The organism is Staphylococcus warneri (genome assembly GCF_900636385.1).
GTDB lineage: Bacteria > Bacillota > Bacilli > Staphylococcales > Staphylococcaceae > Staphylococcus > Staphylococcus warneri.
Window position 1 is genome coordinate 44,013 of record NZ_LR134269.1, and the last position, 19,726, is coordinate 63,738.

The 19,726-nt window shown below is 33.3% G+C and carries 17 protein-coding genes; 12 read left to right on the forward strand and 5 right to left on the reverse strand.

The window, feature by feature from the left end; all coding sequences use genetic code 11:
- Window positions 1-68 precede the first annotated feature (68 nt).
- Together EL082_RS00195 and EL082_RS00200 are read left to right on the forward strand one after the other, a co-directional pair.
- Entirely contained in the window at window positions 69-1,391 is a 1,323-nt protein-coding gene (locus EL082_RS00195) for a PrsW family glutamic-type intramembrane protease (RefSeq protein WP_103286081.1), read from the forward strand.
- 149 nt (window positions 1,392-1,540) lie between these two features.
- A complete protein-coding gene (locus EL082_RS00200; RefSeq protein WP_103286080.1) occupies window positions 1,541-1,978 on the forward strand; it encodes a hypothetical protein in 438 nt (145 codons plus the stop codon).
- A 126-nt stretch (window positions 1,979-2,104) separates the two neighbouring features.
- Here EL082_RS00200 and lip read toward each other — a convergent pair whose 3' ends face one another.
- The gene (gene lip / locus EL082_RS00205; RefSeq protein WP_103286079.1) at window positions 2,105-4,306 is read right to left on the reverse strand and encodes a YSIRK-targeted triacylglycerol lipase; all 2,202 of its coding nucleotides are present in this window, start codon (window positions 4,304-4,306) and stop codon (window positions 2,105-2,107) included.
- A gap of 244 nt (window positions 4,307-4,550) precedes the next feature.
- Here lip and EL082_RS00210 point away from each other — a divergent pair, with 244 nt between their 5' ends.
- The 3 genes from EL082_RS00210 to EL082_RS00220 all read left to right on the forward strand — a co-directional run bounded on the left by EL082_RS00210 (window position 4,551) and on the right by EL082_RS00220 (window position 6,833).
- The gene (locus EL082_RS00210; protein ID WP_002466398.1) at window positions 4,551-4,805 is read left to right on the forward strand and encodes a type II toxin-antitoxin system Phd/YefM family antitoxin; all 255 of its coding nucleotides are present in this window, start codon (window positions 4,551-4,553) and stop codon (window positions 4,803-4,805) included.
- Window positions 4,798-5,070 carry a Txe/YoeB family addiction module toxin gene (locus EL082_RS00215; protein ID WP_047210570.1) on the forward strand — a complete coding sequence of 91 codons (273 nt, stop codon included), beginning with the start codon at window positions 4,798-4,800 and terminating at the stop codon, window positions 5,068-5,070. Before EL082_RS00210 ends, EL082_RS00215 begins: the two co-directional genes overlap by 8 nt.
- Before the next feature lie 392 nt (window positions 5,071-5,462).
- A complete protein-coding gene (locus EL082_RS00220) occupies window positions 5,463-6,833 on the forward strand; it encodes a CitMHS family transporter (protein ID WP_002450206.1) in 1,371 nt (456 codons plus the stop codon).
- Window positions 6,834-6,925: 92 nt separating this feature from the next.
- Here the strand turns inward: EL082_RS00220 and EL082_RS00225 are convergent, their stop codons facing one another.
- A complete protein-coding gene (locus tag EL082_RS00225) occupies window positions 6,926-7,564 on the reverse strand; it encodes an FMN-dependent NADH-azoreductase (protein WP_103286078.1) in 639 nt (212 codons plus the stop codon).
- A 225-nt stretch (window positions 7,565-7,789) separates the two neighbouring features.
- The gene (locus tag EL082_RS00230; RefSeq protein ID WP_103286077.1) at window positions 7,790-8,656 is read right to left on the reverse strand and encodes an SDR family NAD(P)-dependent oxidoreductase; all 867 of its coding nucleotides are present in this window, start codon (window positions 8,654-8,656) and stop codon (window positions 7,790-7,792) included.
- A 347-nt stretch (window positions 8,657-9,003) separates the two neighbouring features.
- On the opposite strand from EL082_RS00230, the gene EL082_RS00235 reads away from it, so the two are divergent.
- From EL082_RS00235 to EL082_RS00260, 6 genes are all read left to right on the forward strand, one after another.
- Window positions 9,004-10,434, forward strand: coding sequence for an MDR family MFS transporter (locus EL082_RS00235; RefSeq protein WP_002466385.1), 1,431 nt, complete (start codon window positions 9,004-9,006; stop codon window positions 10,432-10,434).
- Between the two features lie 24 nt (window positions 10,435-10,458).
- The gene (locus EL082_RS00240; protein ID WP_103286076.1) at window positions 10,459-11,697 is read left to right on the forward strand and encodes an ArgE/DapE family deacylase; all 1,239 of its coding nucleotides are present in this window, start codon (window positions 10,459-10,461) and stop codon (window positions 11,695-11,697) included.
- Between the two features lie 481 nt (window positions 11,698-12,178).
- Window positions 12,179-12,913 carry a class I SAM-dependent methyltransferase gene (locus tag EL082_RS00245; RefSeq protein WP_103286075.1) on the forward strand — a complete coding sequence of 245 codons (735 nt, stop codon included), beginning with the start codon at window positions 12,179-12,181 and terminating at the stop codon, window positions 12,911-12,913.
- A 415-nt stretch (window positions 12,914-13,328) separates the two neighbouring features.
- Window positions 13,329-14,510: a phosphoenolpyruvate hydrolase family protein gene (locus EL082_RS00250; RefSeq protein ID WP_103286144.1), complete on the forward strand. Its 1,182-nt coding sequence runs from the start codon at window positions 13,329-13,331 to the stop codon at window positions 14,508-14,510.
- Window positions 14,511-14,592: 82 nt separating this feature from the next.
- Window positions 14,593-15,798: a Tm-1-like ATP-binding domain-containing protein gene (locus EL082_RS00255; RefSeq protein ID WP_103286143.1), complete on the forward strand. Its 1,206-nt coding sequence runs from the start codon at window positions 14,593-14,595 to the stop codon at window positions 15,796-15,798.
- Between the two features lie 13 nt (window positions 15,799-15,811).
- A complete protein-coding gene (locus EL082_RS00260; protein ID WP_002466867.1) occupies window positions 15,812-16,633 on the forward strand; it encodes a phosphoenolpyruvate hydrolase family protein in 822 nt (273 codons plus the stop codon).
- A 127-nt stretch (window positions 16,634-16,760) separates the two neighbouring features.
- On the opposite strand, the gene isaB is transcribed toward EL082_RS00260, so the two are convergent.
- Window positions 16,761-17,270 carry an immunodominant staphylococcal antigen IsaB family protein gene (gene isaB, locus EL082_RS00265; RefSeq protein WP_015364569.1) on the reverse strand — a complete coding sequence of 170 codons (510 nt, stop codon included), beginning with the start codon at window positions 17,268-17,270 and terminating at the stop codon, window positions 16,761-16,763.
- A gap of 326 nt (window positions 17,271-17,596) precedes the next feature.
- On the opposite strand from isaB, the gene EL082_RS00270 reads away from it, so the two are divergent.
- Window positions 17,597-18,490, forward strand: a complete 894-nt coding sequence (locus EL082_RS00270; protein WP_232012190.1) for a hypothetical protein — start codon at window positions 17,597-17,599, stop codon at window positions 18,488-18,490.
- 126 nt (window positions 18,491-18,616) lie between these two features.
- Here EL082_RS00270 and EL082_RS00275 read toward each other — a convergent pair whose 3' ends face one another.
- Window positions 18,617-19,654, reverse strand: a complete 1,038-nt coding sequence (locus EL082_RS00275) for a PTS sugar transporter subunit IIC (RefSeq protein ID WP_002450215.1) — start codon at window positions 19,652-19,654, stop codon at window positions 18,617-18,619.
- Between the last annotated feature and the right edge of the window lie 72 nt (window positions 19,655-19,726).

The following is a 19,726-nucleotide window of genomic DNA, read 5'->3' on the forward strand; positions in this document are numbered from 1 at the left end:
GTAAGTTGTGACAAAATAAGTTAATATATTTTTATTAGAATTATATTTATAAAAAGGAGCGCAACTAAATGATTTGTCCATCATGTGCAAATGAAGTAGGTCAGAATGATAAATTTTGTCAACATTGTGGTACCAATTTAACTGTGGAAAAGCCCATTATGAAGGAAAACGTAGATACAAATAATAATTTAACATGTCCTAATTGTAATGAAAACGTCCAATCTAATGATAAATTCTGTATTAATTGTGGATTTAAATTAAATGAATCTATGCAATATTCATCTAATGAAACCTATAATCATAGTCATCAACATATTGAAAGAGAAGTTGCTAATAATACCAATATTACTGAGGAAGCTAAAAATCTATTCAATAATACGACAAAATCAATAGGTAGATTAGCTGGAAATGATGAAATTCTTAAATTAAATTTGAGAGATATGTTTTCCCAAGTGTTTAAGTTTCATTCAAAGCATGAATCAGATGATGTGTTTATAGCTGGTACACAAAGTACTACACCACATATTACAGAGGTTTCAGAAGAATGGGGAAAACCATGGGTATTTTCACGCGTATTCATATCACTATTAATTACTTTTATTGGCTTGTGGTTTTTAGCAAAAATGTTTGGTAATGAAAATAGTATTCCAGGTATGATATTTATTGGAGCACTAATCGTTCCTATTTCTGGAGTAATATTTTTCTTTGAATCCAATGCATTTCGTAATATTAGTTTTTTTGAAGTCTTGAAAATGTTCTTTGTTGGTGGGGTCTTTTCTTTAATAAGCACGCTTGTGCTATATCAATTTGTATCTTTTAGTGATGATCTTGAAATGTATGGAATTATGACAACGGGTGATGCATTTTTAATTGGATTAGTTGAGGAAATAGGCAAAGCTATTATAGTTGTTTTATTTATTAACTATCAAAGAACCAATAAAATTTTGAATGGTATATTAATAGGTGCTTCTATTGGTGCTGGTTTTGCTGTATTTGAAACGGCAGGATATATATTGAACCTTAGTTTCATGAGTGATCAAACAGTTGATCTTAATGTAATGATTGAAATTATCATTTCAAGAGGATGGTCTGCTTTAGGTGGTCATTTAGTATGGGCAGCGATTATTGGAGCAGCAGTGGTTATTGTGAAAAATACTAGTCAGTTTACTTGGTCTAATATCCTTGATAAACGATTTCTATTTTTCTTCTTTATCTCTGTTGTTTTACATTTTATTTGGGATGCACCAATCACATTCTTAGGAAGTTATAACTTAAAATTAATTATTTTAATAGTTATTGCATGGATTTTTATATTTATATTAATGAAATCTGGATTGACTCAAGTAAATGTATTGCAGAAAGAATATATTGAAAATAAAGAAAAACAATGAAAATTTATCAATGAATAGTATAGCTATTTTTTTATAGAGAAATATAGCTAGTTCGGCGACATTTAAAGTTACACCATATGAAGGTACTGTAATAGTTTGCAACAATATGAATAGGGTTTTGGAAGAATTAAAATAAACGGGGGGAAACGATGAAAATATTTTTGTCTATCTTAGCATGTGTATGCTTAGTTATTATAATCTTGGCAACTGGTTTATGGGGATATTCTTCTTATAAAAATATCATAACTAAAGAGAAAGAAGTGCATAAAGCAGAACATAAAGAATCTAAAAAGAAAACAACTAAAGAAAGTAATAAACAAACACCTGAAGATACAATGCAAAATAATCAAAATACTGTTAATCAACCAGTAAGCCAACCTCAACAGCCTGTAACAAATACAGCAGATACTCAATCTAAAACAGAAAGAAAAATCGATGAAAAGGAAGAACATTCTGATGAAACGATGCCTGAAATAGAGGTTTATGACTATACGGATGATAACGGAGATGGTAAACCAGAAACGATTAATGGTAGTCCAGCTGGGGATGTTGACCAAGGTGGTGTCCCAGGAGAAACCGTTCATTAGATAAAGCATTTAGATAGTTTCAAGATTAAAAGTAAATCATTAAATATATCTTTAAAATAGAATAATAACCCCTTCTATATTGGCTATTTGTTTAAATATAGAAGGGGTCTTAATTTTTATAAATGTTTATTGATCAGTCACTTTTTCGTTTCTTATAGCATCGTTTAATAGGTTATCCCAGAAGCCTTGGAATTGCTCGATTGAGATGCCGTTTTCATCTTTTTGTGTTCCGACAAAGTCGCCATGGTCCCAATCGTGTTGGACAGGTGTGACTTGCCATACGCCTTTTTGAATTTGATCTGTAGTATCGACATATTTTTGATTAGATGGATGTTGTGCCGAAACTACTGATACTAGACCGTCATTTTCTCGCCAAGCTTTATCGTCTAATTTACCAATTACATTGGTTGTTGGTAAATACTTAATATTCATATGACTATTACGATGATGGATACCGTTGTTATCTGGGTCAGATGATTCGCCAGTATATGTTTTATAAACAATATTTGGGTTGAGTGACGTATGATTATTCAACTCTTGTGCACCTTCAGTTGTTAAATCATAGAATCCATTATCTTTTGTCTTCCATAAGTTACTATTTTCAACGCGTTTTACATAGTCTATATAAGTTTCATCAGGTCTCTGTTTTAATCCCCATTGAGTTAAACCAAGATCGGCACGAGAGAATTTATTACCTTGTGATTTCGCAAAATCATAAACAGCTTGTCTTACAATCGCTTCATTACCTAGTAAATCAGAGGCGTGTGTGCCGTTATGAGGTGACGCTAACGTAGTAATGGAAGAAATCATGTTATCTTGTCCACCTTTATATAATGGTGAAATGTCACCACCATGTTGTTTTTGATATTCGATTTCTTCAGGATTTCCATTACGTAACATTTCTTCTAATAAACGAACGGTTTGTCCACCCATACTATGGCCAATTAAATGGATTTTCTGGCCGGGTTTCCAATCTCTATAGGCACCTGCATAAGATTTGCCATAACGTTCATGACCATATTTAGCTGCATGTGCCGCACCATAATCTACAGTGCCACCTTTGATATAGTAGTACAATTCAACCGCACGATCATAGTTACTACCTAATGCACTTACACTAGCTTCACTCACGTTATAACCTTTTGCACGTGCTTCTTGTGTGATGTTAAGACGATCGCCACCCCAATAATTACTATCTCCTAAACCAGGTCCATTATCAGCTGTAAAACCATTAAATCCATGAACAAGTATAATAGGGTCATGATTTTTATATTGTTGTTGAGGCGCTACCTTATTCGTCTGATCTTTAGTAGGTTGAGTAGCCTGTGCTTTGGATTTGTTGTTATGTATGGCTACCGCATTTTTAGTTAATGTATTTAGACCATCTTTAGATTGATCATCGTCATTATCTGCAGGTGTACTATCTTTAGTCGCTTGTTTATCTAGGTTATCTAAATTGATATGGCTCTCAGTCGATGTTGTTTGATCTTGTTTAGATGAATCTAGTGAATGAACTGGCACCTCTTGTAAAGTACTAGAATCTTTAGCCGTGATATGTTGTGTTGTAGATGGATGTTGTGTTGATGATGACTTTGATGGTGTTACATTTACATCTTTATGTGAGTCAGTCTGCGGACTCTCTTGTGTACCTTGTTTCTCTATAGATGAATCTTCTTGTGATACATGTTTATCTTTTTGAGCATTATCCTCACCAGGTTCTTTAGAAGACTGTTCTTGTTTATCTGCTTTAGATGTTATATTTGACTTTGATGGTACAAGTTTTGAATCTTCATTAGGTTTAGATGTTTCATCAATATCTTGCTTTGAATTAGTAGGTTCTTGTTTGGTTGGAGTTGATTTGTCATTTGAAGCTGGTGCCTCATTTGAGTCGACTTCAAGAGATTGTTCTGAATTGTCTTGAGATGACGTTTGATCTGTATCATTTGTCTTTGTAGTTTCATGTGAAACGTCATTAGTTTTATCAATAATATGTTTAGAATTTTCGTTTGTTTGATTAGTTGATGTATCCTGCATTTTGTCAGTGTCTTGATTTGATGTTTGTGTCGAATTCGATTCAGGACGTTCAACATTCGTATTATTTGTATCAGAATCTTTCGCTTTTGTTGGTTCTGAAGGTTGTTGTTGTGTTTGATTAGAGTTAGATGATTCAGTTGTTTCTTTAACATTTTGTACAGTAGTTTGATCTTGTGATTCAGTTTCTGCTGCTTGTGCAGATTCCGCTCCGACAAATAACATAGATGCAACGATGATTGAAGATGCACCTACACTTAACTTACGAATACTATAAGAATTCTTTCTGTTTTTCATGTTATTAGCACCTCTATCTGTTAAATCTGGATTATGAGCAACATTTAATATGAAATGCCGACAGATTAACAACGTACTTCAGAAAATCCGACGACACCCCCATCATAAATTAAGATTATGAACGTAATATAAATTTCTCTTTACAACTTCTTAAAGTTCCATCAAACAAAGGTAGGGGTGAGTAACAATACGCTTTACTTATTGTACAGGTTTTTGTACAATTTATTGAAAGGAGGTACAGATTATGGCAATAGTATCGTACTCAATAGCTAGAAAAAATTTTAGAAGTTTAATAGATAAAGTTAACAATGATTCAGATGCGGTGACTATAACAACTAATGATAGCAATGCTGTACTGATTTCGGAGTCAGATTACAATGCGATGATGGAGACATTATACCTCCAACAATCCCCTGCTAATGCCCAACACTTGGCTAAATCTATAGAAGATGCTGAGCGTGGAAATACAATAGAGGTAGATTTAGAATCATATGAGTAGATTAAATATTTTATTTACACCTGATGCATTTGAAGACTATAAATATTGGCAAATTCATGATAAAAAATTATTAAAAAAGATTAACCATTTGATAAAATGTATAAATCGTAATGGCCCACTCGAAGGTGAAGGAAAACCTGAAGCTTTGAAAGGTAATTTTAAAGGATATTATAGTAGAAGAATCAATTTTGAACATAGGTTAGTTTATAAAGTACATGATTCAGAAATAATTATTGTTTCTTGTAAATATCATTATTTTAAATAATTTACTATGTCTCTAAACAACAGATTGATGTATTTGAGTTCAAGGGAGAGGGACAGAAATAATATTTTCTTAAAATTTATTTCGTTGTCCCACCCCGGCAAGGGTGACTAGAAATGAAAAAGCTTGGTACAACCACATTTTCATTTCAGTCAACTACTGCCTAAATATGAATGTAACTTGAAATATATATTTATGTCCTAGACTGTTTTAATATAGATGTGTAATGATCCAATCTATTTCCCATACGAATTACATATTTCCTCATAAACCATGTTATGATAAAACATTTTAAAGCGCTTACATTTTTCTAAAAATTAAAACGATTTGGTATTTTAGTATTTTGTAAACAAATGCAATATCGTCGTTTCATTATTTAAAGGGGGATGTTAATCATGCAAGGGGATAGTATGTGGTTAACGATTGTTGGTTTAGCAATTATTATTTCAATTGTAGGATTGCTAATTGCTAAGAAGATTAGTCCGGTTGTGGGTATGACATTGATTCCATGTATCGGTGCTTTAATTTTAGGCTATAGTGTTGCCGATTTGGTTAAGTTCTTTGATAAAGGGTTAGCGCAAGTGATGAACGTTGTCATTATGTTCATTTTTGCGATTATTTTCTTTGGTATTATGAACGATAGTGGTCTGTTTAAACCACTTGTGAAGCGGTTGTTACTGATGACACGTGGTAATGTAGTCGTCGTTTGTATTATGACGGCATTACTTGGAACGATTGCACAACTCGATGGCGCAGGTGCGGTGACATTTTTATTATGTATTCCTGCCTTATTACCATTATACAAAGCATTAAATATGAGTCGCTATTTACTCATTTTATTATTAGCGCTCAGTGCAGCAGTGATGAATATGGTGCCTTGGGGTGGTCCAATGGCGCGTGTCGCAACCGTTTTAAAAGCTAAAAGTGTCAATGAATTATGGTATGGTTTAATACCAATTCAAATAATTGGTTTTATTCTCGTTATGTTACTTGCAGTGTATTTAGGTTTTAGAGAAAAGAAACGTATTCAAAAAGGGATCGCAAAGGGAGAAATTGAACAAACTCAAGATATTGATATACATAAACTTGTTGCGCATTATGAACATGAACAAGATATTAAGTTTCCAGTAAGAGGTCGTGCCAGAGAGCATGGGTCTATTAAGTGGATTAATACATTGTTAACTTTATTAGTTATGGTTGCAATGTTAACGAATATCGCTCCGCCAGAATTCGCATTTATGATAGGTGTATCTATTGCTTTAATCATTAACTATAAGAGTGTAGATGAGCAAATGGATCGCTTAAAAGCACATGCACCTAATGCATTAATGATGGCTGTTGTCATTGTAGGAGCAGGGATGTTCTTAGGTATTCTCGATGAGACGGGTATGCTTAAAGCAATCTCTACAAGTTTCATTCATATTATTCCGCAACCAGTCGGACCGTATATTCACATTATTGTAGGTATCTTTGGTGTACCACTTGATTTATTAACAAGTACGGATGCTTACTATTTCGCATTGTTACCTATTGTTAAACAAACAGCTGCTGAATTTGGCGTATCACAAGTGTCTACTGCTTACTCAATGGTGATCGGTAATATTATAGGTACCTTCGTAAGTCCATTTGCGCCAGCAGTATGGCTTGCACTTGGTTTAGCCGAAGCCAACATGGGCACATATATTAAATATGCCTTCTTCTGGGTATGGGGCTTTGCTATTGTATTGTTACTTATTGCAATGTTAATAGGTACAGTAGCCTTTTAACTACAGGGAAGTGTTAAGGCAGTCTAAAAAATAAGCGTAGTACAGAACATGATTGTTAAGTACTACGCTTGATTTATATGGTCATTGATATATTATGAATAAAATGCGTCAAAGACTTGATTGATATCTTTAGCTGCGTCTTTGATAATATCTTCTTTAGGTAAAATGGATGTACCTTGTGCACGTGCAATGTAGAATTCATCAAAGCCCATAACTTCTTTGAACATTTCTCTTAAATAATGGTATGAAAATTCAAGTGGTGTATAACGCTCTTCATTGGTATAAATACCACCACTTGCTTGTAATAGTAATGCTTTATAATCATCTGTCATTAGTCCAACTGAGCCATCGTCTGTATATTTAAATGTTTCTCTAGGAATCATAATATTATCGATGTAATCTTTTAAACGAGATGTGATATTGAAGTTGTGTAATGGTGTCAAAATCACAATACGATGATGTGCTTTAAATTGTTGTACTAAAAATGTAGATTTGTCAGCAACTTGTTGCTCTTCCTCAGATAATGGTGTACCCGCGCCAAGTTTATTCCACACGTTTAACAATTGCTCGCTATCAAGACGAGGTAATAAACCTTCATATAAGTTAAGTTCTTCAATCTCTCCATTAGGAAATGCTTCATTATATTTTTCTAAAAACATAGCATTCATTTGAGCAGTATAGGTACTGTCATTATTAAAATCAGGGTGTGCGTTAATAAGTAACGTCTTCATAGTTAAATACTCCTTTGTATGTAATATGACAAGTATACACGGTTATCTGTTTAAAGACTATAATCTGCATTATTATTTTTGAAAGTAAATGTACATAAAAGAGGAGTGGATATCAAATAGAGCCACTCCGAATCATTGTTATAGCGTTTTATGATTACCTAAATTGGAACAGGTAAATTTATAAGAAATATCCAATTAATAATTGGGGATATCTCATCTTATAGTTTATTTATTAATAAGGCGTAGTTGCCAATTACCTATAATTTTAGCAAGCATTTTATTAGGAACAACATTTAAAAACTGTCTTTCTATTTTGTGTAATAGTGTTGGTATAATCACAAGTTCATTATTTTGCATTTTATAGAATGTATGGTTAGCAACGGTTTGTGGATTGCTTGCAAAGGCAGATGAAGATTTACCGGCATTAGCAGCCCAATTGGTATCTAAAGGCCCAGGGCATAAAACACTAACATTAACATTAGTATCTAATAATTCGCCATACATAGTTTCGGTTAATTTCATCACATAAGCTCTACTTGGTCCGTAAACATTAAAATAAGGATCAGGTGTCATAGCCCCTAGAGATGCTACATTTAAAATTTTCCCACTGTTTCGTTCAACCATATCTTTTCCGAATAAACGTGATAATAATGTCACACTAGTAATATTTAATTTAAGGTTGGAAATTAATTGTTCTGTACCGATATCCACTAACTTACCACTTTTTCCATATCCCGCGTTATTAACTAATTGCTCTATTTCAATGCCTTTTTCGGATAATTTATCATATAAATGATAAATATCTTCAGTTTTAGATAAATCTGCAGGAATGACGATTACATTAATTTCATATTGTGCTTTTAGTTGATGAGCCAATTGGTTTAATTTATCTTCAGATCTTGCAGCTAATACTAAATTAAAGTGATGTCGTGCAAATGTTTTACTAAATGCTTCACCTAAACCACTTGAAGCACCTGTTATTAATGCGTATTTACCTGCCCCGTCAATATGTTTATTTTTAAAATAAGTATTTAATTGATGTGCACCTATACCTACTGATAACAATGTTGCTATTAATTTTTTATTATTCATATAAAGACCTCCTTTATTTTTGTTGGTCTATTTTTATTGTGTAATGTAATAAAAAGAAGAAAGAAAAGTAAAACAATGTACTAATAAGTGTTAGAACATATAAGTTTTAAAGTTATCTCCTTTTACTTCTATAGATGTAATATATCCATAGATAAAATAAGTCAAAAGATTAGATTTAGTCATTGTCTCCCATGTATATCGTTCAATTTCACACATTTCATTTCAACACACACAAATATTTTCAACAGTTAGGAATAATTTAGCGTCTTTTAAGTAAAATGGTTTGCTAAGCTAACTAAAAATGATACAGTTTTTCGTGGACAATTTTAAGAAAGGAGTAGGGTGTCGTGTCGAGTAGTGAAATGACAATAGCAAAACGAAATACGATTGTGGTAGTGATGTTAATCAGTGCATTCGTAGCTATGTTAAATCAAACCATTTTAAATACTGCCTTACCAGCGATTATTTCCGGCTTAGGTATTCCTGAAACGACAGCACAATGGTTGATTACAGGATTTATGTTAGTTAACGGTGTTATGATTCCACTTACTGCATTTTTAATGGATAGATATTCTACACGAGGTTTATATATTTTCTCTATGGCTGCCTTTTTAATTGGATCTTTAGTGGCAGCACTTTCCCCAAACTTTAGTATTTTAATGGTGGCTCGTGTGATTCAAGCAATTGGTGCAGGTATTTTATTACCGCTCATGCAATTTACAGTGTTCACCTTATTCCCAGTAGAAAAACGTGGATTTGCGATGGGACTAACAGGTATAGTCGCACAATCTGCACCTGCGATTGGACCAACGTTAACGGGCTTGCTCATTGATGCGTTTAGTTGGAGAATGCCGTTTTACGTCGTCGCAACGATTGCTATTATTGCCTTCGTGATTGGTTACTTCTTCGTTGAAAACCATAGTTCTCCAAAAGATACTGCTTTAGACAAGATTTCTGTTGTATATTCTACCTTTGGTTTCGGCCTCATTTTATTCGCGTTTAGTAGTATCAGTACGTTGGGTATCACGTCACCAGCTGTAATCATTACATTTATATTAGGTGTAATCGTGATTGCCATCTTTACATTCCGTCAGTTAAAAATTGACCATCCATTGTTAAATTTACGTGTCTTTAGAAGTAAGACATTTACCTTATCAGCAGTAGCATCTATGTTGCTATTTATTGGTATCGTTGGTCCTGCATTACTCATTCCTATGTATGTACAAACAGGTTTAGGACTATCAGCAGTATTATCAGGGCTTGTGATTTTACCAGGTGCTGTGTTTAATGCATTTATTTCTGTTTATACAGGTAAGGTATTTGACCGTTTCGGATTACGTGTCCTAGTGATACCTGGCTTCACACTGTTGATTATTATGACGATTCTTCATACATTTTTATCAACAGATACGCCATTTTGGTATGTAGTCGTTATTTATGCGATTCGTATGTTCTCAGTCGGTTTATTAATCATGCCATTGAATACTGCAGGACTGAATGCGTTACAATCGGAAGAAATTTCTCATGGTACAGCAATTATGAATTCATTACGTATTATCGCTGGGGCAATGGGTACCGCAGTGAGTATTACGATTCTTTCCATTGTATCTAAAAATGATTTAGCAGGTAGTCATACCGGTCAGTCTAAAACTGAAATGATGCGTGCAGCTACTGTACATGGTGTAGATGCAGCATTTATATTTACAACCATCTTGATTGTGATTGCATTTATTCTATGTTTATTCATCAAAGATAAGACAAAAACTTCTAGAAAATAATAAAATCATAAAGGAGTATTTGACATGAGTGTATTTACAAAAGAGGACCATTTACAAATTTTAAAAGATATCGTAGAAATCAAAACAGTGAATGATAATGAAATAGAAGTAGCAAGATATTTAAAAGATTTATTAGAAAAACATGGCATCAAAGCAGATATCGATGAAATTAAAGGTCATGACAATCGTGCTAACCTAATTGCTTCCATTGGTGAAGGTCACCCAGTCGTGGCGATTTCAGGACATATGGACGTGGTATCAGAAGGCGATCCTAATAATTGGCAATTCCCACCATTTGAATTAACAGAACAAGATGGCTATTTATATGGTCGTGGTACATCAGATATGAAAGCAGGCTTAGCTGCACTAGTCATTGCAATGATTGAAATCTATCAAAGTGGCGCGTTAAAACAAGGTACTATCAAGTTAATGGCGACAGCTGGAGAAGAAATGCAACAACTAGGTTCAGAACAATTATATAAAGAAGGCTATATGGATGATGTGGATGCATTAGTCATTGCTGAACCATCCGAATCAGGTATTGTCTATGCGCATAAAGGTTCTATGGATTATCAAATTGTATCTCGCGGACAAGCAGCACACAGTTCTATGCCTGTGGTTGGACAAAATGCGATTAAGCCGTTACTAGATTTTGTACGAAATATTGATGAGGAATATGAAGACATTAGAAAAGAATTACAGTGTGAACAATTTGATTTCAAACATGTGATTGAGAGAATAAAAGGACGTGTGGGCGACAAAGTTGAGGAAGAAGAAATCGAGCGCGTCATTAATGGATTGGTTATTAACCATACAATTATTCAAGGTGGTAATCAAGTCAATTCTGTGCCTGATATGGCAACAACAGACTATAACATTCGTACCGTTCCAGAGTTTAATAATGACCAGGTGAAAGCTTTATTTAAAAAACATATTGAACAGATTAATAACGAAGGCGGTCAACTAGAAGAAGACATGTACCTAGACTTAGATCCAGTGCTTACAACAGGGGAAAATCGTTTAATCGCGCTAGGTCAACAAGTGGCAGCTCATATTTTCAAGAGGGATGTCGTTGCAACACCAACAGTTGGTGTGACTGACGCATCTAATTTACTACGTGATAAAGATGAACATTTCTCATTCTTAATGTTTGGTCCAGGTACCGTACCACATCAAATCAATGAACATGTAAATAAAGAAACATATCATCAATTTGTTGATTATTATATTGAATTATTAACATCATATTTAAATGAAGTATAAATAAAGATGTATAGGAGTAGCTATTGATTGCGTGATGCACGAATGATCAGAGGCTACTCCTTTTATATTATGATAATAAGAGTGGTGTAGAAAATAGAATGAGTAAGATGATATTTAAAATACCTAATAAACTGGTGACTAATTTTTGTTTACATTTTGAAAGTAAGGTTAATTGGATAATTATAGTAATGAAAATGAGAATAGCGCCTGGCCAATACCAGAAAGAGAATGTAGAATTGTTAAACAAGTTCGTGAAAAAGGTCGTATAAACGATAAAAAGATTCAATACTGTTAAAATAATTGAAGTGACATAGAGTGAGCGGGTGTTGATCATGATGTTTATCCTTTCTAATCATGTAGTTATATTTATATCATATTATATATAGTTAAAACTCAAATTTCAAATCAATTTAATTATTAAATTATATAAAAGTCGCTACGGTTATAGGAAAACGGGATTTTTAAAAAGGGAGAGAGATTTATGAATGAACGTAATGAGGTTATCATCAAGTTGCTAGATAGAGCAAATATTAAACCAGGCATGCGCATATTAGATATCGGATGTGCGACTGGGGAAGTCACTCAATTAGTAGCTGAACGTGTTGGATCACAAGGTGAAGTGATTGGTATTGATATGAATCAAACACTGTTGGAAAAAGCAGTTGAAAATAATCAATATGATCATGTGTCTTATCAACAACATGATATTTATCAATTACCAGAAACATTAGGCCAATTCGATGTCATTATTGGTAGAAGGGTACTCATGTATTTGCCAGATGTGGTACAAGCGTTACGCATATTAAAGGACTTTTTAAAACCAGAAGGTATATTCTGCTTTCAGGAAAGTGATGCTATTAATGGCGGTACGGGTGCAGATGAACTACCTCTACATCAAACAGCGATACAATGGATATGGCAAACTGTAGCACAAGAAGGTGGCGATATTCATATCGGCCAAAAGTTATACAATTTGTTGAACGAAATAGGTATGAAAGACACTGATTACTTTGCGGAAGCGATCATTCATACATCCGACAACAATGATTTAGAATGGCTTGTAGGCATTATGCTACCAAGAATGAAGGCACATCATATTGTGGATGAGACCTTCTCAATAGAAACGTTCAAAAAAGAATTAAAAGCAGAGGCACAACACAATCATAGTGCCTTCATAAGAGATATGGCATTCGGAATAATAGGGAAAATAAAGTGATAAAGAAGGGAGAGGGACAGAAATAAAATTTTCTTAAAATTTATTTCGTTGTCCCACCCCGGCAAGGTTGACTAGAAATGAAAAAGCTTGGTACATTAGACCGTCTTTGTAATTTATTACTTAGACGGTTTTATGCATGAACTTTTAAGTTCATGTATACCTCTTAAACTTAATCTGAACACATGAGTTAATACTCATGTGTAAGTCATTCTAATTTCTTTACGAAAAAGAATGACTTTACAGTCAACTACTGCCCAAACATAAATGTAACTTGAAGTATATATTTATGTCCTAGCTTCTCTTTTATATATGGAAGGTATAAATTTCCAATATTTTTGAAAGCGCTTTATAATAAGGAGACATGTAGAATATACATCATAATTATTCTAAATGAACCTTGAAAGTAGGTATTTTTATGACGAATAATAACATTCATTCACAATTATTAAATAAGGTTAAGAAGGGAACAAAATTGGTAGGTGTCAGTGTAGGATCTGGAATATCGGCAGTTAATGCTAGTAAAAATAATGCAGATTTAATTCTCTTTTTAAGTTCTGGTATTTTTCGAAACAGAGGAGTGAGTTCTTTAGGAGCATACTTAGCTGCATCAAACAGTAATGATTTGAATTTGTCTATATTTGATAGAGACATTGCTACTAAAAAAATAGATACTCCAATCATATTTGGTTTAATGGCAACGGATCCTACTATTAATATAGAAAATTTTATTTCGTGTTTAAAGGATAGAGGTATATTTGGTATTAATAATTATCCAACGGTTGGTTTGATTGATGGTCAATTTAGAAATTATTTAGAAGAAAATAATTTAGGTTACGATCAAGAAGTTAGGGCAATTGGGATAGCCAAACAAAAGGGAATGTTTACTACTGCATTTGTTTTTAATGAAATTCAAACTAAAAAAATGCTTGATGCGGGAGCTGATATCATATGTTTACATCTTGGGTTGTCAGTTGGAGGTGATTTGGGAACAAAACAAATTAAATCACTTCAATATACAAATCATTTGATTCAACAAATATTTCATTCATTTAATGAAGGTATTCTCCAAGAAAAAATGATTATGCTATATGGCGGACCTATTAAAACTCAGCAAGATTTTCAATATTTATGTGATCAGAATGAATTTATTAATGGTTATATTGGAGGTTCATTATTTGAACGTATTCCTACTGAAGAAGGCTTAAAAGTAGCAATTGATAACTTTAAATATTCAAGTGACGAACATATGATTTCGTTTATGAATAAGAAGGATAAAAGTCCTGAAGAGTATATTGATTTTGTGCAAGCATACATTCATCAACATTATTATGAATATATTTCTTTAAATGAACTTGCTGACATTTTATATATATCACGCCCTTATTTGAGTAAATTATTTAAACAAGTCATAGGTAAATCATTTAAAGAATATTTAGTGATGTACCGCTTAGCCAGAGCTGAACATATGTTGCTTAATACAAATCAGTCGGTTAAAGAAATTGCAGATTCGGTTGGTTACAATGATTATGCACATTTTAGTAAACTATTTAAGCAAAAATATGGATTGTCACCTACTCATTACAAAACAACAAATTGAGAATACTTAAACACATGTTTATCAATTAATGAAAGCGCTACAATATCCTTGATAGTTCATTTAAAAGGGGGTTGTAGTATAAATGAAAACAGTCGCAATTATTGGTACATTTGATACAAAAGCAAAAGAATTTAGCTATGTTAAGGATGAAATTGAAAGACTCGGTTTTAACACACTAATGATTCATACAGGCGTGTATGATTCGTTAATTTCAGTAGATATTACAAATCAACAGGTTTTAGATGAAGTAGATGTACACATAACGGAATTAATCAGAAAGTCAGATAGAGCGTATGCTACGGATATGTTAGCAAAAGGTATGCAATCACTATTATTAAAATTATTCGAAGCACAGAAGTTTGATGGTGTAATATCATTGGGAGGATCTAGTGGAACTGCTATAGCAACTGCTGGTATGAAAGAATTACCTATAGGAATACCTAAAGTAATGGTATCTACTATGACTTCTGGCGACATCTCCCAATACGTAGGTACTTCAGATATATTTATGATACCGTCCATAGTAGACATAGCAGGTTTAAATAAAATTTCAAAACAAATTTTCATGAATGCTATCAATGCTCTGGGAGGGATGTTGTCTGATTATGAACTTGATTTCAACGAAGACAAACCATTGATTGCAGCAAGTATGTTTGGTGTAACTACACCTGTTGTGACTCAGGCAACGGAAATACTAGAACAGCACGGTTATGAAGTTGTTATATTTCATGCAACAGGTACAGGTGGCAAAGCTATGGAGGATTTGATTCGAAGTGGTTACTTTGAAGGAGTGTTAGATTTAACAACAACAGAATGGGCAGACCAGTTATGTGGTGGTGTATTATCTGCAGGTGAATCACGCTTAGATGCTGCTATAGAAAATAATATACCTCAAGTAGTTTCATTAGGGGCGTTAGATATGGTGAATTTTGGTCCTAAAGAAACAGTTCCCGAACAATATAAAAATAGATTGTTATATCAACATAACCCTTCAGTGACACTAATGAGAACAACGGTAGAAGAAAATATAAAAATAGGACACAAAATAGCTGAAAAATTGAACAGGGCAGATACAAATACTGCTTTAGTAATACCAGTTAAGGGTATTTCTGCTATAGATAAAGAGGGTGAAATATTTTATGATGAGAAAGCGACTCAAGCATTAATCAATACTATTAAAGAAAATCTGAACTCTAATATTACAATTCATGAACTAGATTATCACATTAATGATAAGACATTTTCAAATGAGGTTTCTAGAATATTAATCAATGCGATTGAGAAATGAGAGGGAGATACGTATGAATAGAAAACATATTAAAGAAAATTTTAATCAAAAAATTAAAGATAATAATATTATCTTAGGTGTAGGTGCAGGTACTGGTATTACTGCTAAGAGCAGTGAAGCGGGTGGAGCTGATTTATTAATTATATATAATTCAGGACGATACAGAATGGCAGGTCGTGGTTCATTAGCAGGGTTATTAGCTTATGGAGACGCTAACCAAATTGTACAAGAAATGGGTAATGAAGTATTACCAGTAGTTAATCACACACCTGTTCTTGCAGGAGTGAATGGCAGTGATCCTTTCAGAGTTATGGATGTTTTTCTTAAAGATTTAAAAGCACAAGGTTTTGCAGGCGTACAAAATTTCCCAACTGTTGGTCTGATTGATGGTACTTTTAGACAAAATTTAGAAGAAACAGGTATGGGATATGATACAGAAGTAGAAATGATACGTAAAGCACACGAATTAGATATGTTTACAGCACCATATGTTTTTGATGAAGAGCAAGCTAAAGATATGGCTAATGCAGGTGCGGATATGTTAGTAGCACATATGGGATTAACTACTAAAGGTAGTATTGGTGCTAAAACAGCATTGACACTAGATGATTGTGTAGAACGCATACAAAAAATTGTTGAAGCCGGAAAATCAGTAAATGAAAATGTATTAGTTATTTGTCATGGCGGACCAATTGCAGAACCAGATGACGCTGAATATATTATTTCTAAAGTAGATGGAATTGTAGGATTCTTTGGTGCTTCAAGTATTGAGAGATTTGCAGCAGAAAATGGAATTAAAAAACAAACAGAAGCATTTAAAAAGATTGTTAAATAAATTGAATGTAATTTTAGAAGTGCTATAAATGTGTATTAACAGTTATAAAGAAGCTAGGACAACTTGATATTGTCCTAGCTTCTCTTTTATATATGGAAGGTATAATATTAAACTAGCTCAAAGACGTTTATGATACGTTGGCTTTAGTGACATATCCGTTTTCAATTGCAAACGCAATATGACCTTTGCCTACTTGATAACTATAAATGCCATCGCCTTTCTTTTTAGCAGGTCCTGTTAATGGATTTTGATAATCATAGTTATTACCATATTTTTGTTTCACTTGTTTTAAGCTAATTGAGTTTGGTTTTACTTTAATATCTACATTGCTTGCTTTGTGATTTTTATACTGTTGGAATGTTTGATCATAAATGACTTTAGAGTTAGTAGGTGCTTGATATTTACCGCTAACTTTAACACCATTGAACTCTAAATTATCCGCTTTTAAACCATTATAGAATGATTGGCTTAATAAAAAGTTACCTCCTGAAGCAGTGTAACCGTTATATTTATACCAATACTGTGATGACGCTGCGTGTGCTTGGTGAGATGATACATTATCTGTAGAAACGCTTACTCCTAGTGCTGTGCCTAATACAATGCTTCCCGCAACAAAAGTTTTAGTTAATTTCTTCATAAAGCATCACTCCTGTATAATTTTTTTGGTAGTGAAAACGCTACCAACTTTAAAGTACAACAAATTTATAAAAGATTCAAATTTAAAGTATAAAATGATTGTCGATTTTAGCGTAGGAATTATTAATTTAAAAAATACATTTTTGCATATACGGTATAAATATAAATAATTTCTCTTTGTTGGCCATATTTTTATAAAAATATAGTATAATTGCCTCGTATAAAGAAGTAATAATAATATATATTTTAGAATTTTAAAAAACATTAAACAAAGGGGATTTATCATTGAAGAAATTTTTATTTTAAAGTGGAACAGCATTATTACTTTTGTCAGCGTGTAACAATGGCGATTCATCTAGTGATTCAAAAGGAGCATCGAAAGTAGAAGATACACAAAAGAGTGAAGACGGTAAAAAAGGGAACGATTCTAAGTCATCATCAAGTAAAGAAAGTTCAAACCACTCAAGTAATTCTAAACAATCATCTGCGAATGATATTTCGAATCTATCTGAAAAGGAAAAGTTGGCGTTAGTATTTTTAGCAAATGAATCTGGTGAGTATGCCATAACTAAAAATGATATTTTAACAGGAAGATACACGACACAAATGTCGGATGGTAAAAAGACGAAAGAATTAAAACATTTTGCTATAACTCGAGATATGAAACCTATTCCCAATGCACCAGAAGGTATGAAATTTTATGTTGTTTCACCTTCAATCGACCAATTCGCATCTGTTATTGGTGTAAGTAATGACAAAATTTATTTAGGAGGGACGCAAGGTGAACTTCGTTCCTATAAAGATGCTTTACAAAATGGAGAAGAGCACGATACGAAAGAAGTCTATGATAAATACAAAGATTCTAATGAATTTAAGCAAATAGCCAATAAGATTAATATTTATGATAAAATGCCAACATTCTCTGACGACGAAAGTGATGATGATTCAAGTTCAGACGACAATAGTTCATCTGATAGTAGTTCAGATTCTGAAGAAGTGACACGTGATAATGTCATCGACAAAGTAGAATCTTACGAAGGTGAAAAGTTAGATACAGATACGTATACATTTAAAGAACCTGAAAAAACAAGTGACGGTAAATGGGGATTCTCATATGATGATAAAGACGGTAATTTAGCCGGCTCATATACTGTTGATACAGATGATGGTTATGTAACTAAATATGACGAAAACGGGGACAAAATCGGTTCAGGATATTAGGACTTGAATTAAATTAGAAAAGTCCGCTAAATATGTAAAACTATATGTATGTCTTGATTGTTAACTAGATATAAAAAATAACTCCCAATCGCGATAATAATCGCATGGTTGGGAGTTATTTATGTGTTATGAGTGTTTAGTATGTTTCTGCCAAGGCATTGGTATGTGTAAGTGCATTAAATCGAATTTTTTAATAAGTGTACCAATAATAAAGGCGAGTACTAGACTTGTGATAGCTACGGCGATGATTGTAATCGCTGATGAAACTGGATTGTTAAAGCCAAATAAGACAATCGCACCCGCGATAGGTGTTGCCATACCAGTGACACCAATTTTAAGTCCACTAAATGCAATAATACAAGCATTGACCATACCGATAAGAGCATTCGTACCATATAAAACGGGCGCATATCTAACGATTAAATCAATTTGTGTTAAAGGCTCGATAAAGACTGCAAATCGATTTGGTTTCTCGCCAATTTTCAAAATGTTGAATAATGTGAAGTTTACAAATGACGCACCTGTACAAGTAATAGCACCAATGGCCATTGGGAGTCCTGTAAGGCCTAAGATACTTGCGAGAACCATTGAACTTAATGGCGTCATACTTGTAACTGGAATAATTAAGCCTAAGATGATCGCTAGAGCATATGGACTACTGTCGCCAACTGAGTTCACGGCACCTGCAATTTGATTTAATACGGCTGTAACACCTGGATTAATCAGTGATGCAAGTCCATATACTAATGCCGGTGCAATGAGTATCACTGCGATTAAATCTAAACCTTCAGGCACTTTCTTCTGAATCAATTTAATAATAAATGCAACTATATATGAAGCGATAAATGCTGGTAATAAACTGAAATCCTTTAATACAAGACCGACGATAATAGCGAAGACAGGTGATACACCTAAATTGATGCATGCGAGTATACCTACCGCAATACCACCTAGACTACCTGCAAGGTCCCCGATGTCTTGTAAGAATTTAATATGTAAGATACCACCGATTGCATAACTTAAGAATGCTTGGGGTAAGAATGTGGCACAAGCAGCACCAGATAAAGCTTGTAATCCTTCCTTACCGTATGGTGCGAATTTAAGGAACAATGTCATAATGACCAACACAATAACGAGTGTTCCGACGCCTAATATAATATTCATGTCATTAAACCCCTTTAGTAGAAATAAGAATTGTTCTATAAAAAATCATTTGACAATTGTAATATAATGTTC

Coding starts and splice junctions, on each gene's coding strand:
- EL082_RS00195 (WP_103286081.1), top strand. CDS start 69: ATGATTTGTCCATCATGTGCAAATGAAGTAGGTCAGAATGATAAATTT.
- EL082_RS00200 (WP_103286080.1), top strand. CDS start 1,541: ATGAAAATATTTTTGTCTATCTTAGCATGTGTATGCTTAGTTATTATA.
- lip (WP_103286079.1), bottom strand. CDS start 4,306: ATGAAAAACAGAAAGAATTCTTATAGTATTCGTAAGTTAAGTGTAGGT.
- EL082_RS00210 (WP_002466398.1), top strand. CDS start 4,551: ATGGCAATAGTATCGTACTCAATAGCTAGAAAAAATTTTAGAAGTTTA.
- EL082_RS00215 (WP_047210570.1), top strand. CDS start 4,798: ATGAGTAGATTAAATATTTTATTTACACCTGATGCATTTGAAGACTAT.
- EL082_RS00220 (WP_002450206.1), top strand. CDS start 5,463: ATGCAAGGGGATAGTATGTGGTTAACGATTGTTGGTTTAGCAATTATT.
- EL082_RS00225 (WP_103286078.1), bottom strand. CDS start 7,564: ATGAAGACGTTACTTATTAACGCACACCCTGATTTTAATAATGACAGT.
- EL082_RS00230 (WP_103286077.1), bottom strand. CDS start 8,656: ATGAATAATAAAAAATTAATAGCAACATTGTTATCAGTAGGTATAGGT.
- EL082_RS00240 (WP_103286076.1), top strand. CDS start 10,459: ATGAGTGTATTTACAAAAGAGGACCATTTACAAATTTTAAAAGATATC.
- EL082_RS00245 (WP_103286075.1), top strand. CDS start 12,179: ATGAATGAACGTAATGAGGTTATCATCAAGTTGCTAGATAGAGCAAAT.
- EL082_RS00250 (WP_103286144.1), top strand. CDS start 13,329: ATGACGAATAATAACATTCATTCACAATTATTAAATAAGGTTAAGAAG.
- EL082_RS00255 (WP_103286143.1), top strand. CDS start 14,593: ATGAAAACAGTCGCAATTATTGGTACATTTGATACAAAAGCAAAAGAA.
- EL082_RS00260 (WP_002466867.1), top strand. CDS start 15,812: ATGAATAGAAAACATATTAAAGAAAATTTTAATCAAAAAATTAAAGAT.
- isaB (WP_015364569.1), bottom strand. CDS start 17,270: ATGAAGAAATTAACTAAAACTTTTGTTGCGGGAAGCATTGTATTAGGC.
- EL082_RS00275 (WP_002450215.1), bottom strand. CDS start 19,654: ATGAATATTATATTAGGCGTCGGAACACTCGTTATTGTGTTGGTCATT.